The sequence below is a fragment of the Nocardiopsis sp. LDBS0036 genome, assembly GCF_041228755.1.
Classification (GTDB): domain Bacteria; phylum Actinomycetota; class Actinomycetes; order Streptosporangiales; family Streptosporangiaceae; genus Nocardiopsis; species Nocardiopsis dassonvillei.
Window position 1 is genome coordinate 6,290,346 of sequence record NZ_CP141103.1, and the last position, 13,174, is coordinate 6,303,519.

Consider the following 13,174-nt stretch of genomic DNA (forward strand, 5'->3'; position numbering starts at 1 on the left):
GGAACACCCGGCACCGGTGCCATGGCGCCGTTGGCGCCGCTCAGCAGGCCGGTTCCCCGGCGTCCGACAGGCCCCCGGCTCCCGGCGGGCTCCCGGGGGCGCCGATGACGCCCCGCGAGGAGCGCTGGAAGGAGGCGATCTTGCCCGGGTTCATCACCCACAGGAGCTGGTGGATGCCCTGCGCCGAGGCGTCGACGGACAGCAGCGCGAAGGGCGTCCCGCCCCGGGACACCACGAGGCCGGGCCTGGTGTTCATCTCCGCGATCTCCGTGCGCGAGCCCGGCCAGAAGCGCGGGGCGAAGGCCTGGAGGAGTCTGGCCACGCGGTCCCTGCCGGTGACGGGAACGCGGGCGCTGTTGCGCACCCGGCCCCCGCCGTCGGACCGGCTGACCACGTCCTCGGCGAGGATCTCCTCCAGGGCGGCCAGGTCGCCCGCCTGGGCGGCGGTGAGGAAGGCCTCCACCAGTCTCCGGTGCTCCCGAGGGTTCACCGGCTCCCTCCGGCCCTCGGACAGGTGCCCGCGCGCGCGGCTGACCAGCTTGCGGGCGTTGGCCTCGCCGGTCCGCACCACGGCGGCGATCCGGTCGTAGGGGTAGTCGAAGGCCTCGCGCAGGACGTAGGCGGCGCGCTCGGTGGGGGTGAGTTTCTCCATGAGCAGGAGGAGGGCGAGTTCGACCGCCGCGCCGCGCTCCGCGCCGACCCCGGGGTCGGCGCCGGTGTCCACGGGCTCGGGCAGCCACGGTCCCACGTAGGCCTCACGGCGGGCCCGGGCCGATTTCAGGACGTTGATGGCCAGGCGCGTGGTGATCGTGGCCAGGAACGCGGCGGGGTCCTCCACGACGCCGCGGTCCGTCCTCTGCCACCGCAGCCAGACCTCCTGGACCAGGTCCTCGGCCTCGGCCCAGCTGCCGAGCATCCGGTAGGCGATACCGAACAGGCGCGGGCGCACACCGGTGAAGGCCTGTGCGGCCTCCTCCAGGGGGCCGGGCTCCCGTGGGACGGCTGACTGCATGGGCGCGACCACCTTCACCGGTTCTGACCTGCTGCCCGGGCACGGGACACGCGCCCCTCGCCAACCTACCGGGGCACCGGCGGAGTGCCCGGCAGGCACGGTGATTCCGCACACCCCGGAGCAACCGGAGAACCCACGCGTTCCATGTGCATCTGGCGTCTCGTGCGTGTCTGTTTCGCGCGGTCAGGAGGCCCCGCGTGCATCTGGCGCCTCGTGCGTGTCTGCCTCGCGCGGCCGGGACATCCCACGTGCATCTAGTGCCTCACGCTTCCCGGCAGGCCCCGGGGCGGATCAGATCTGCTTGGCCGCCGTGACCGCCGACGCCACGAGCACCACCGCCGCGAACCACAGCGCCCCGGGCGCGCCCACCGCGCCCGCGACCCCCGCGCCCACGGCAGGGATCCCGACCTGCCCGAGCCGGTTGCCCCAGATCCGCAGCGCCAGGGCGGCCCCGCGCGAGCCCTCCGGGGCTGCCGTGGCCACCGCCGACATCGTCAGCGGCTGGCCCAGACCCAGCAGGAACCCCCCGACGGCCAGCACCGCCCCCAACACGAACACGTTGCTGACCGGCAGGGCCACCGCCGCCATCGACAGGCCCGCGGCCCCGGCGCTGACCGCGATCAGCGTCTCGCGCGACCAGCGCCGCACCAGCCGGGACAGCACCAGGCGGGACAGCAGCGAGAACCCCGCGCGCAGGCTCAGCAGGACGCCGACCGTCATCGGCGGGATGCCGCGGTTCTCGGCGACCAGCGGCAGGTAGGCGGTGAGGATGTCCACGGCCGAGAGCAGCGCGAGGCTGGCGAACAGCCCCGAGGGCAGGCCCGGCCTGCGCAGCAGTTCCCGCGCGGGGGTCCTCTCCGACCCCTTCTTGCGCGAGGGCGCGGGCATGCGCACCCGGACGAAGGCCAGGATCGGCACCAGCCCCAGTCCGCCGGTCACCGCGGCGACGAGCAGGGCGGAGGAGGTCGCCGACAGCAGCGCGTCCCCCGAGGCGTCGGCCAGCATCGCACCCGACAGCAGGGGGCCCACGAGCTGGCCCAGGGAGGCCGCCGCGGTGAACCACCCGAAGTCGCGGTCCAGGTTCCCCGGTGCGGCCAGGCGCGCGATGAGCCCCTGACCCGCGACCATGCACAGCAGGTGGCCCATGCCCAGCACCGTGCTGGCCGCGGCGATCGCGAACAGGTCCGTGCCGTACGCCAGCAGCAGCGAGCCCGCGCCGAGCACCGCCGCGCCCAGGCCGACGATCCACGCCATGCGCCGGGACCGGTCGGTCGCCCGCCCCAGCGGGACCGCCAGCAGCAGGGGCAGCAGCGCGTAGGCGGCGGTGACCAGGCCCACCGCCACGGCGTCACCGCCCAGGGCGATCGTCCGGTACGAGACCAGGGGACGGGCGAGGTTGAGCGCGGTGTGGGTGAACATGACGCTCAGTAACAGCGGCCAGAGCCACGACGCCCCCCTGACGCGGCCTCTTCCCAACGTTCTCTCCCCCTCGTCCGTGTACTCCCCGTCCGGCGCAACGGCGCCCCGGGGGCTGGGGGTTCCCCGGGGACATCCGATGACGTGACCATCTGGTTCTACACGGTGTCCACCCGGCGCTCGGCAGCCGGGGTCGCGGACCGGCGCCGGTCCCGCACCCGCTTGACCGCGAAGACCGCCACCACCGCCACGAGGATGGTGTAGATGCCGACCGCGATGCCGCTGTCGAACAGGATCGACACGTCGCCCTGGCTCGCGGCCATCGCCCGGCGCAGCTCGCTCTCGGCCAGCGGCCCCAGGATGACGCCGATGAGGACCGGCGCCACGGGGATGTCGTACCTGCGCATCAGGAGCCCGAGGACGCCCACCGCGAACAGCAGGACGACGTCGAACACCGAGCCCTTGACCGAGTACACGCCCACCGTGGCGAAGACCATCAGCCCCGCGAACAGGTGGCGCTGGGGCAGGCGCAGGAGCCGCGCCCACAGCGGCGCGAAGGGCAGGTTGATCACCAGCAGCAGGAACGTGCCGATGAACATGCTGGCCAGCAGCGCCCAGACCAGGTCGCCCTCCTGCTCGAAGAGCAGGGGTCCCGGCTGCATCCCGTACTGCTGGAACGCCGCCAGCATCACGGCGGCCGTCGCGGACGTGGGCAGGCCGAGCCCGAGCAGGGGGACCATCGCGGTCGCCGTGGTCGCGTTGTTGGCGGCCTCCGGACCCGCCACGCCCTCGATCGCGCCCCGGCCGAACTCGCTGTCGCCGCGCCGCCTGGCCAGCGCCTTCTCGGCTCCGAAGGACAGGAAGGTGGGGATTTCGGCGCCGCCGGCGGGGATCACGCCGAAGGGCAGGCCCAGCGCCGTTCCCCGCAGCCAGGGCTTCCAGGAGCGGCGCAGGTCCGCGCGTCCCAGCCACGGCGTGCCCGACGCCACCAGCTGGCCCGCGGCGGCCCGCTTCGGCCGGAACCCGGTGTGCAGGACCTCGCCCACGGCCAGCAGTCCGACCGTGATCACGACGATGCTGACCCCGTCCAGCAGCTGCGGGACGCCCAGGGTCAGGCGGATCGCGCCGCTCTGGTCGTCGATGCCGACCACGCTGATCGTCAGGCCGATGCCCAGAGCGGTGATGCCCCGCAGGGGGGAGGAGGTCACGACGGCGGCGGTGCACACGAAGGCCAGGACGGCGAGCGCGAAGTACTCGGCCGGTCCGAACCCGAGAGCCAGGACCACCATGCGCTGGGCGAAGAAGGCCACCACGGTCGTGGCCACGATGCCGCCCACGAAGGAGCCGATCACCGCCGCCGCCAGCGCCTGGGAGGCCCTGCCGCGCCGCGCCATGGCGTGGCCCTCGAACGCGGTGGCGATCGACGAGCTCTGCCCGGGGGTGTTGAGCAGGATGGACGTGGTCGCGCCGCCGAACTGCCCGCCGTAGTAGATGCCCGCGAACATGATGAACGCCGCGGTCGGCTCCAGCAGGAAGGTCAGGGGGAGCAGGAGGGCGACCGCCATGGACGAGCCCAGCCCCGGCAGGACGCCCACGGCCGTGCCCAGGACCACGCCGAGGAGGCACCACAGCAGGTTGACGGGCGTCAGGGCCTCGGCGAACCCCGACATCAGGAGGGAGAAGGTGTCCACGGTGTTCACAGGACCTTTCCGAGCAGGCCGCTGGGCAGCGACACGTCCAGCAGGCCGGAGAAGCAGATCTGCACGATCGCGGCCAGGGCCACGGCCACGCACAGGTCCAGCAGGGGTGAGCGCCGGTCCAGGGCGAAGCTGACGCCCCAGAAGAGCAGGGTGCCCGAGAGCAGCCAGCCGAGCGGTTGGAGCAGCAGGACGTGGGCGGTCAGGGTCGCGGCCATGACGCCCAGGGTGCGCCAGTCGCCGTGTTCGCTCTTCGCGTCGGAGGCAGCGGCAACGGCGTCGGGGTCGGCCTCGGCGGCCGTGGTGGGAGCGGCCGCGGTCCCCGTCGTTTCGGCGGACGGGGAGCGCCGCGCGGCCAGGACCGCGCGCACCCCCGCCACACACGCCGTGACGCCCAAGAGGGCGCCCACGGTCAGCGGGAAGAACTGCGGGCCCAGGAAGCCGCTGCTCTCCGGCACGCGGATCACCATGCCGCCCACGAGCAGGAAGAGGGCCGTCACCAGGGTCACCGCGGGCACGGCCAGCGCCGTGCCGAGGGCGGCGGGCGCGGGGTCGGCCGCGGGCTCCGGGGCGGCGGCGCCTGCCCCGGACCCGGTGTCCGTGCCGGTCTCCGCGTCGGTGTCCGGGGACTGCACCCCGGCGGGTCTTTCTCGGGTCACGACAGTCCCAATCCCTCGATGATCTGTTCCAGGCGCGCGGTCTCCTCGGTGAGGAACGCGTCGAAGTCCTCCCCGGCGACGAACGCCTCCCGCCACCCGAAGCGCTCCACGGCCTCCTGCCACTCCGGCGTCCCGACCAGCGCGTGGGTCAGGTCCAGCAGGACCTCGCGCTGGTCCTCGTCCAGCCCGCCCGGCGCGGCCAGGCCGCGCCAGTTGGCCAGGTCCAGGTCCATGCCCGCCTCGCGCAGGGTGGGGACGTCCACGCCGGGCAGCGGTTCGGCGGCGGAGACGGCCAGCGCCCGCACCTCCCCGGCCTCGATCTGCGACTGGAAGCCGTTGTAGCTGGACACCGCGATGTCGGAGGTGTGCGACAGCAGGGAGGTGAGCACCTCGCCGTCGCCCGAGTAGACGATGTAGTTCAGTTCGGAGGGCGAGACCCCGAGCCCGTCGAGCATCAGCGCGGCCAGCAGGTGGTCCGAGGTGCCGATGGCGCCCCCGCCCACCACGAGGTCGCGGGGCGCCCCGGTCCAGGCCGCGGCCAGGTCCTCCAGGGTCCGCAGCGGGGAGTCCTGGCGGACCGCGACCACGATGTAGTCCTCGGCCAGCCGGGCCAGGGGCGTGACGTCGGCCAGGGTGGTCCGCGAACCGGTGATCTCGATGCCGCCCAGGATCGAGCTGCCCATCACCATGAGCACGTCCCCGCGCCCGCTCTGCTGCGCCGTGTGGTTGAGGCCGACGGTGCCGCCGCCACCGGGCAGGTTGAGCACCTCGACCCCGCTGGCCAGGCCGTTCTGCTGGAGCGCGTACTGCGTCTGCCGGGCGACGGTGTCGAAGCCGCCGCCCGCCGCGGCGGGAACCACCATCTCCAGGCGCCCACCGCCCGTACGCGCTTCACGGGAGGTCTCGCCAGCGCGGACCTCCACCAGGGCACCGGCGAGGGCGACCGCTCCGATCGCACCCGCGATCGCCTCGCGTCGGCTCGGAGCCGTTATCTGCATTGCTGTCCCCCACGGGTCGAGTGACCGGTGCCGGGGCCCGGTCCCTGTGTGACGTGTGCCTCGTGAGGCGGGGCACACACCTGGAGATATTGCACCAAGATGAACGCGAGTGCAATATGCGGGATCCGAGATCAGTGCTCGTCACCCCTCGGGAGCTTCCCGGTTCTCCCCGCGTGGGGTCGGGGGTCGACGGGGGCGCGGCCGGCGCGGCGCGCGGCGTTCCGACGCAGGTGGTCTCGTGGTTGTGGCGAGGTTCGGGCGTCCAAGCCCGCTGCGAGTACAAGGGTGCGGCGGAGGGCGAGGGTCGGTCGCGACCTGGCGGGATGCCTCGAAGGGCCGGGCGGCCGCTCCCAGGGGCTGGATCCGCCAGGTGTTTCTACTTTGTACTAGTCTCTTTGCTAGAACAATCATGGGGCTCCGGGAACCGGCGCACCCGAGGACCAGCGTGGGGGGACGATGGACGAATCCGTGGCCACAACCGCCAGAACCGCCGCGACAGCGGTACTCAACGCGGCCGGAAGCGAGTTCCGCTACGTCGCGCTCGACCGGCTGCTCACCCCCGACGAGCTGGACCGCGCGCCCTACACGGTCCGCGTCCTGGTGGAGAACGTGGCCCGCCGGGCGCCCGAGGCCCTGCCCGCGGTGCTCGCCCGCGTGCGCTCGGGCAGAGGGGACTGCGAGGTCCCCTTCCACCCCAACCGGATGATGCTGCACGACACCACGTGCCTGCCCACGCTCACCGACCTGGCCGCCCTGCGCGACACGGTCACCGAACTGGGCGGCGACGCAGCGGACGTCAACCCGGTGATCGCCACCGACCTGGTCGTGGACCACTCCGTGATCGCCGAGGCGCACGGTTCGGTGGCCGCCTTCGCCCGCAACCTCGACATCGACTTCCGCCGCAACGCCGAGCGGTACGAGTTCGTCAAGTGGGCCGAGCGCAGCGTGCGCGGCTTCCGCGTGGTCCCCCCGGGCCGGGGCATCATCCACCAGGTCAACATGGAGACCCTCGCCCGCGTGGTCTGGCGCGAGGACGGCGGCGACGGCCCCGACCTCCTGCACCCCGACGTCCTCGTGGCCACCGACAGCCACACGCCGATGATCAACGCCATCGGCGTCCTGGGCTGGGGTGTGGGCGGCCTCCAGGCGCAGGCCGCCATGCTCGGCGAACCCGTGATGCTCAACTTCCCCGAGGTCGTCGGCGTCCGGCTCACCGGGGGCCTGCGGCGCGGCGTCACCGCCACCGACCTGGCGCTGACGCTGACCGAGCTGCTGCGCGCGACCGGCGTCGTGGACGCGTTCGTGGAGTTCTGCGGGCCGGGGATCGACGGCCTGTCCTGGTCGGCGCGCGCGGCGGTGGCGAACATGGCGCCCGAGTACGGCGCCACGTGCGCCTACTTCCCCTACGACCGCGAGGTCCGCGACTACCTGCTCCTGACCGGGCGCGAGGACGGGCACGTGGAGGCGGTGGACGCCTACATGCGCGCCCAGGGGCTGGTGCGCGGCGCGGACTCCCCGGAGCCGCGCTTCGACCGGCTCGTGGAGTTCGACCTGGACGCGGTGGAGCCCTGCCTGGCCGGGCCGCACCGCCCCGACCAGCGCGTTCCGCTGTCCCGGGTGCCCGCGTCCTTCCTGGAGACCGCGTCCGCGCCGGAGAGCGTTCCGGCCCCCGACACGGTGGCGGGCGCGAGCACGGACGCGGGCCCGGCCGCGGCCTCGGATCTGAACTCGGCCCCGGACCCGGACCCGGACCCGGTCCCGGCTCCTCGCCCCGGCACGGACGGCGCCTCGGGCGCGGCGACGGGGGAGGACGTCTTCGGCGAGCCCCTCCCGCGCGGACCCGTGGGCATCGCCGCCATCACCAGCTGCACCAACACCGCCAACCCCGCGCTGATGATCCAGGCGGGTCTGCTCGCGGCACGGGCCATGGAACGCGGCCTGCGCGTCAAGCCCTGGGTCAAGACCACCCTGTCCCCGGGCTCGCGGGTGGTGGTCGGCTACCTGGAGAAGGCCGGGCTGATGGAGCCCCTGGAGGCGGCCGGTTTCCACACCGTCGGCTTCGGCTGCATGACCTGCATCGGCAACTCCGGCCCCCTCGTCCCCGAACTGGAGGGACTGGCCGGGGAGGGACTGGAGGCCGCGGCCGTGCTGTCCGGCAACCGCAACTTCCCCGGCCGGGTCAACCCGCGCGTCTCGCACGCCTACCTGGCCTCGCCGCCCCTCGTCGTGGCCTACGCCCTGGCCGGAACGGTCCTGCACGACTTCGCCGCCGAGCCGCTCGGCCACGACCGCGACGGGAACCCGGTGCACCTGGCGGACCTGTGGCCCGACGACGAGGAGGTCGCGCGCGTCGCGGAGAAGGCGGTCGACCCGCAGGCCTTCCGGGAGAACGCCGCCGAGGTCTGGGAGGGCACCGAGCAGTGGCGGGCGCTGGACGCGGCCGGGAGCACGCACTTCCCCTGGAACGAACACTCCACCTACATCCGCCGACCGCCCTACCTCACCGGCGTGCGCCCCGAACCGGGCAGCGAGGTCCGGGTCGAGGACGCCCGGGTCCTGCTGTGGCTGGGCGACCACGTCACCACCGACCACATCTCACCGGCCGGGGCCATCCCCCGTGACAGCCTGGCCGGTGCCTACCTGCGGGAACGGGGCACCGAACCGCGCGACCTCAACCAGTACTCCACCCGGCGCAGCAACCCCGAGGTGATGCTGCGCGGCGCCTTCACCAACCCGGCCGTGGCCAACCTGCTCCTGCCGGAGGGCGAACGCGGCAGGGGAGGGCACGCCCGCGTCCTCGACGGCTCGCGCGTGGAACCGGTCTTCCACGCCGCCGCGACCTACCGCGAGGCCGGGGTGGACCTGGTGGTCCTGGCGGGCCGGTCCTACGGGACGGGGTCGAGCCGCGACGTCGCGGCCAAGGTCCAGGCCCTGCTGGGCGTGCGGGCGGTGATCGCGGAGAGCTTCGAGCGCATCCACCGCAGCAACCTCATCGGCATGGGGGTCCTGCCGCTGCTGTTCCCCGAGGGGAGCACCGCGGCCGACCTGGGGCTCGACGGCGGCGAGCGCCTGACCGTCCTCGGGCTCGGCGGGATCGGGGTGGGGGTGACGCCGCTCGTCCTCAGGGTCACCGGGGCCGACGGGAGCGCTCGGGAGCACACGGTGCTGCTGCGCCTGGACTCGGGGCACGAGGTCGCCTACCTGCGGCACGGGGGCACGATGCCCTATGTGGCGCGCCGCTTCGCGGACCGCCGTCCCGTCTGAGGCCGTCCCGGACCGGTGAACGCCCGCCCGCTCGGCCCGCCGAACCGGGGGTGCGGAGGTCCCCGGCCGTGGCCGCGCGCGTGCCGGGGACCGGCCACGGGAGGGCCGTCCGTCACAGCAGGGCGGGCGGCTCCGCGCCGATCCCGGTCTTGATCCACCGGACCCGGTCCAGGTGCGCGCGCAGGGCCCGGGAGGCCTCCTCGATCCGCCCCTCCTGGAGCAGGTCCATCAGGAGCAGGTGCTCGCGGGCCTGGTGCACCATCCGCGTGCGGTCCACCTGGTGACGGTACTCGATGAGCCTGCGCACCCGGTTCTGCCGACGCACCGCGTCGAGCAGGACCGGGTTGTTCGCGCACCCCACGAGCATCTCGTGGAACTCCGCCCCCGTCTGGAACAGGGTGCCGCGCGCCGACGACAGCGCCCTGCCCCGTACCAGGCCCTCCTGGCGCTCCCGGTGGAGCGCGAAGGCCTCCGCGTCCACCGCGAACCCCGGCTCCAGCAGCGCGGCGGGTTCCACGATCATCCGGAACCGGTAGCTGTGGTCGTGCCCCTCCGCGGTGGAGAGCACCTCCTGGAACTCCCAGCCGCGGCCCGTCCGCCGCCGCACCAGGTCCTCGGCCTCCATCCGGACCAGGACCCGCTGCACGTGCCGGGCCGCCACCCCGTGGCGGCGCGCGATCTCCGCGGCCGTGAACTCCCGGTCGAGCCGGTCGTTGAGGAAGTCGTCCACCACGCGGAAGTACAGGTCCTCCTGCCCGTCCCGCTCCGGAACGGCGTCCACGGAGGCCAGTTCGCTGCCCGGCCGGGTGAGGAAGTACCCCCGGTTCGGGATGTGCTCGACGATCCCCATCTCGTCCAGCAGCGCCAGCGCGCGCCGCACCGGGGACCGCGACACCTGGAGCCGGTCGGCGATCCACTGCTCGGTCAGGTGCGCGCCCTCGTCCAGGCCGCCCGTCCGCGCCAGCTCGCTGATCTGGGTCGCTAGCGAGAGCGCGAGCGCGGAGGCCCGGCCGTCCGCGCTCTTCCTGGCGCCCGTCTCGACTGCTCCGGTCATGCGCGTTCCCGTCGTGTGGCTGCGTTCCCTCCCTATGATGCCGCTGCTCTACGGCCGGGGGCGCGGGTGCCAGGGGGTTCGGGGCCGGGCCTCGGGAGCGGGTAGCCGGGAGCGGAGTGCCGGGAGTCGGCCCGAACGGGGTGTCAGGAACCGTCCAGCTCGCGGGCCAGGGCCTTCTCCAGCCAGGTCCGTGCCCGGTCGAGGTAGTCGCGGGCGACGGAGGTCTCGGCGCCCCAGGAGTCGAACCCGTGGGGAGCGCCGGGCTCCAGGTGGAAGGTCGTGTCCACGCCGGCGTCGCGCAGCCTGTGCGCGTACTCCCGGGACTCGTTGTGGAACAGGTCGATGTCGCCGACGCCGATCCAGGCGGGCGGCAGACCGCTGAGGTCCTCGCGGCGTGCGGGCACGGCGTAGCGCGGAACCGTGGCCGCGCCGGGGTCGGTGCCCAGGTAGGAACGCCAGCCGAAGCGGTTGACCTCGTTGTTCCAGATGCGGTGGCGGACCCTGTCCAGGTCGCGCCGGGCTGCGGTGCGGTCGTCGAGCATGGGACACAGCAGCCACTGCCCGACCGGCTGCGTGCCGCCCTCGTCGTGCAGTCGTTGGACGAGCGAGGCGGTGAGGCCGCCGCCCGCGCTCTGGCCGCCGATCGCCACGCGCGCGGGGTCCACGCCCAGGGAGGCGGCGTTGTCCTGGAGCCAGGTCCAGGCGGCGTGGCAGTCGTCCAGGGCGGCGGGGTAGGGGTCCTCGGGGGCCATGCGGTACTCGGCGGAGACGACGGTGATGCCCAGCCGGCGGGCGGTGGCGTTGCACAGCGGGTCGTCCTGCACGGCGCGGCCCATGACCAGGCCGCCGCCGTGGATTCAGACGAGGGCGCCGTCCGAGTGCTTGTCGTCGGGGCGGTAGACCCGTACGCCGGGGGCCGCTTCCTCGGGGAGTTCCATGGTGACGCCGGGCAGGTGCCGGGCGTCCAGGTCCTCCATCAGTCTGCGTGTGAGTCGCAGGGCCCAGGGGCGGTGTACGGGGACTTCCGGTGAACGGAGCAGGGGGCCGCGCAGCTCCGGCGCCACCCTCGACAGCTTCATGACAGCGGTCCTGGGACGGTGGTCGTCGGCACGGGGCCTCCCTCGGTTCGCGGGCGGGCGAGCGGGGCGTCGCGCCGTCCCCCGCCGGGCGGCGCGGATGCCGTCCGGAGCATACCGGAACGGGGTGCGGGGGCGGATGCCCTGGTCGTCTGCCCGGACATCCGGCGGGGCCCGCGCCCCGCAAAGCGATCCCGCAAGGTGGGGGAGCCGCGGCCCGGCGGCCCTTCCGGGAGCCTTCCCGGAAGGGCCGCCGTGTTCCCGGTACTTCCTGCGCTGCCTCGCGTCTTCCACGCGGACTTTCACGCCCGAGCGCGGACACCGGGCGGGGCCGGCCGGAAACGGGTCATGACCAGCACAGACCTGGAACCTACGCGCTGTACTGGTACGCGGGGTAGGTCAGGTAACCCCGGTCGCCGCCCTGGTAGTAGGTCGCCTCGTCCACCGGGGCGAGCGGCAGCCCGGTGCGCAGCCGCTCCACCAGGTCGGGGTTGGCGATGAACGCGCGGCCGAAGCTGATGAGGTCGGCCCCCAGCCCCAGCCAGTGGTCGGCCTCGGCCCGGCCGACCTGCTTGGGACCCATGGGGAGCACCGGGTTCATGATGAGGGTGCCCGGCCAGGCGCGGCGCAGCTCCAGCAGCAGTTCCTCGTCGGTGGTGGCTTCGAGGTGGACGTAGGCCACCCCGATCCGGGCCAGCTCGGCCAGCAGCGCGGTGTACAGCTCACGCACGCCCGTCTCCTTCACCCCCCAGAACTCGGCGCCGGGGGAGAGGCGGATACCCGTGCGCTCCGCCCCCACGGCGTCGGCGGTGGCGGCGGTCGCCTCGACGGCGAACCGGATCCGGTTGGCCACCGAGCCCCCGTAGGAGTCGGTGCGCAGGTTGGCGTTGTCCGAGAGGAACTGCGAGATCAGGTAGCCGTTGGCCCCGTGCAGTTCGACCCCGTCGAATCCGGCGGCGACCGCGCGGCGGGCGGCCCGGGCGTAGGACTCGGCCTGCTCGGGCACCTCGGCCTCCTCCAGCGCACGCGGCACCGGCACGGGCTGGGGGCCGCTCGGCGTGAACACGTTGCCCGTGGCCGCGACGGCCGAGGGGCCGACCGGCCGCGTTCCGGTGGTCTCGGGGTGCGAGACGCGTCCGCCGTGCATGATCTGGGCGAAGACACGGCCGCCGTTGGCGTGCACCGCTTCGGTCACCGGCTTCCAGGAGGCGACCTGCTCGTCGGTGTACAGCCCCGGCGTTCCCGGGTTGGACTGCCCCACCAGGCTCGGCTGCACCCCCTCGGAGACGATCAGCCCGGCGGTCGCGCGCTGGGCGTAGTACGCCGCCATGGACGGTGTCGCCAGTCCGCCCTCGGCGGCGCGGACGCGGGTCATCGGCGCCATCACGACCCGGTTGGGCAGGTGCAGGTCGGCGAGCCGGTAGGGCTGGAAAAGGCTGGTCACGACAGGTTCTCCTCCGTGGGCGGTGTACCCCGGTCGGGTACGTCGACTACGCTAAAACCTCACATTGATGTGAGGGGCAAGCGGTTGTGCCGCAGGTCACGAGGGAGGAAGCCGTGCGCATCGGGGAACTCGCCAGGCGGACGGGCGTGAGCGTCCGGTCCCTGCGCTACTACGAGGAGCAGGGGCTGCTCATGAGCACCCGCAGCGACAGCGGGCAGCGGCACTACACCGAGGCCGCGGTCGAGCGCGTCGCCTTCGTCCAGCGGCTGTACGCCGCCGGGCTGTCCAGCCGCACCATCGCCGAGGTGCTGCCCTGCGCGGAGGCGCCCAGCGAGGGGAACTCGGACGCGGCGATCGAGCGCATGGCCCAGGAGCGCGACCGGCTCACCGAGCACATCGCCGAACTGGTGCGCACGCGCGACACGCTGGACGGCCTGATGGAGACGGCCCGCGTCTACCGGGAGCGGTTCCGCTCCGGCGCCGCCGCCTGACGCGCCCCCGCCTTTTCCCTGCCCTCCCGGCCTGTCCCGTCCCGCTCCGTCCGGGTCCGGCCC

The 13,174-nt window shown here is 73.8% G+C and carries 11 protein-coding genes; 2 read left to right on the forward strand and 9 right to left on the reverse strand.

Annotation, left to right across the window (positions count from 1 at the left end; genetic code table 11):
* Positions 1-40: 40 nt before the first annotated feature.
* The 5 genes from UIS43_RS26745 to UIS43_RS26765 all read right to left on the reverse strand — a co-directional run bounded on the left by UIS43_RS26745 (position 41) and on the right by UIS43_RS26765 (position 5,782).
* Positions 41-1,012 (reverse strand): RNA polymerase sigma-70 factor, encoded by a 972-nt coding sequence (locus tag UIS43_RS26745; RefSeq protein ID WP_358169846.1) that lies wholly within the window; start codon positions 1,010-1,012, stop codon positions 41-43.
* A gap of 291 nt (positions 1,013-1,303) precedes the next feature.
* Positions 1,304-2,431, reverse strand: coding sequence for an MFS transporter (locus UIS43_RS26750; protein WP_071621644.1), 1,128 nt, complete (start codon positions 2,429-2,431; stop codon positions 1,304-1,306).
* A gap of 155 nt (positions 2,432-2,586) precedes the next feature.
* Complete coding sequence (locus UIS43_RS26755; protein ID WP_197724943.1) at positions 2,587-4,119, reverse strand: tripartite tricarboxylate transporter permease; 1,533 nt, start codon at positions 4,117-4,119, stop codon at positions 2,587-2,589.
* A gap of 5 nt (positions 4,120-4,124) precedes the next feature.
* Positions 4,125-4,784, reverse strand: a complete 660-nt coding sequence (locus tag UIS43_RS26760) for a tripartite tricarboxylate transporter TctB family protein (RefSeq protein ID WP_370012011.1) — start codon at positions 4,782-4,784, stop codon at positions 4,125-4,127.
* On the reverse strand, positions 4,781-5,782 hold the full coding sequence (locus tag UIS43_RS26765; protein ID WP_117198280.1) for a tripartite tricarboxylate transporter substrate binding protein: 1,002 nt from the start codon (positions 5,780-5,782) through the stop codon (positions 4,781-4,783). The genes UIS43_RS26760 and UIS43_RS26765 overlap by 4 nt, the downstream gene beginning before the upstream one ends.
* Before the next feature lie 468 nt (positions 5,783-6,250).
* Here UIS43_RS26765 and UIS43_RS26770 point away from each other — a divergent pair, with 468 nt between their 5' ends.
* Entirely contained in the window at positions 6,251-9,046 is a 2,796-nt protein-coding gene (locus UIS43_RS26770) for an aconitate hydratase (protein ID WP_370012012.1), read from the forward strand.
* Positions 9,047-9,158: 112 nt separating this feature from the next.
* Here UIS43_RS26770 and UIS43_RS26775 read toward each other — a convergent pair whose 3' ends face one another.
* From UIS43_RS26775 to UIS43_RS26790, 4 genes are all read right to left on the reverse strand, one after another.
* Positions 9,159-10,100 (reverse strand): GntR family transcriptional regulator, encoded by a 942-nt coding sequence (locus UIS43_RS26775; RefSeq protein WP_013152051.1) that lies wholly within the window; start codon positions 10,098-10,100, stop codon positions 9,159-9,161.
* Between the two features lie 143 nt (positions 10,101-10,243).
* On the reverse strand, positions 10,244-10,957 hold the full coding sequence (locus UIS43_RS26780; protein ID WP_370013280.1) for an alpha/beta hydrolase: 714 nt from the start codon (positions 10,955-10,957) through the stop codon (positions 10,244-10,246).
* The gene (locus UIS43_RS26785) at positions 10,958-11,179 is read right to left on the reverse strand and encodes a hypothetical protein (RefSeq protein ID WP_370012014.1); all 222 of its coding nucleotides are present in this window, start codon (positions 11,177-11,179) and stop codon (positions 10,958-10,960) included.
* 367 nt (positions 11,180-11,546) lie between these two features.
* Positions 11,547-12,620 (reverse strand): alkene reductase, encoded by a 1,074-nt coding sequence (locus UIS43_RS26790; RefSeq protein ID WP_071621647.1) that lies wholly within the window; start codon positions 12,618-12,620, stop codon positions 11,547-11,549.
* A 113-nt stretch (positions 12,621-12,733) separates the two neighbouring features.
* On the opposite strand from UIS43_RS26790, the gene UIS43_RS26795 reads away from it, so the two are divergent.
* Positions 12,734-13,111, forward strand: coding sequence for a MerR family transcriptional regulator (locus tag UIS43_RS26795; protein WP_013152054.1), 378 nt, complete (start codon positions 12,734-12,736; stop codon positions 13,109-13,111).
* The last annotated feature ends 63 nt before the right edge of the window (positions 13,112-13,174 follow it).

Bases quoted from the DNA above. Each gene is read 5' to 3' on its own strand.
- UIS43_RS26745 (WP_358169846.1), bottom strand. From the start codon at position 1,012: ATGCAGTCAGCCGTCCCACGGGAGCCCGGCCCCCTGGAGGAGGCCGCA.
- UIS43_RS26785 (WP_370012014.1), bottom strand. From the start codon at position 11,179: ATGAAGCTGTCGAGGGTGGCGCCGGAGCTGCGCGGCCCCCTGCTCCGT.
- UIS43_RS26750 (WP_071621644.1), bottom strand. From the start codon at position 2,431: ATGTTCACCCACACCGCGCTCAACCTCGCCCGTCCCCTGGTCTCGTAC.
- UIS43_RS26775 (WP_013152051.1), bottom strand. From the start codon at position 10,100: ATGACCGGAGCAGTCGAGACGGGCGCCAGGAAGAGCGCGGACGGCCGG.
- UIS43_RS26765 (WP_117198280.1), bottom strand. From the start codon at position 5,782: ATGCAGATAACGGCTCCGAGCCGACGCGAGGCGATCGCGGGTGCGATC.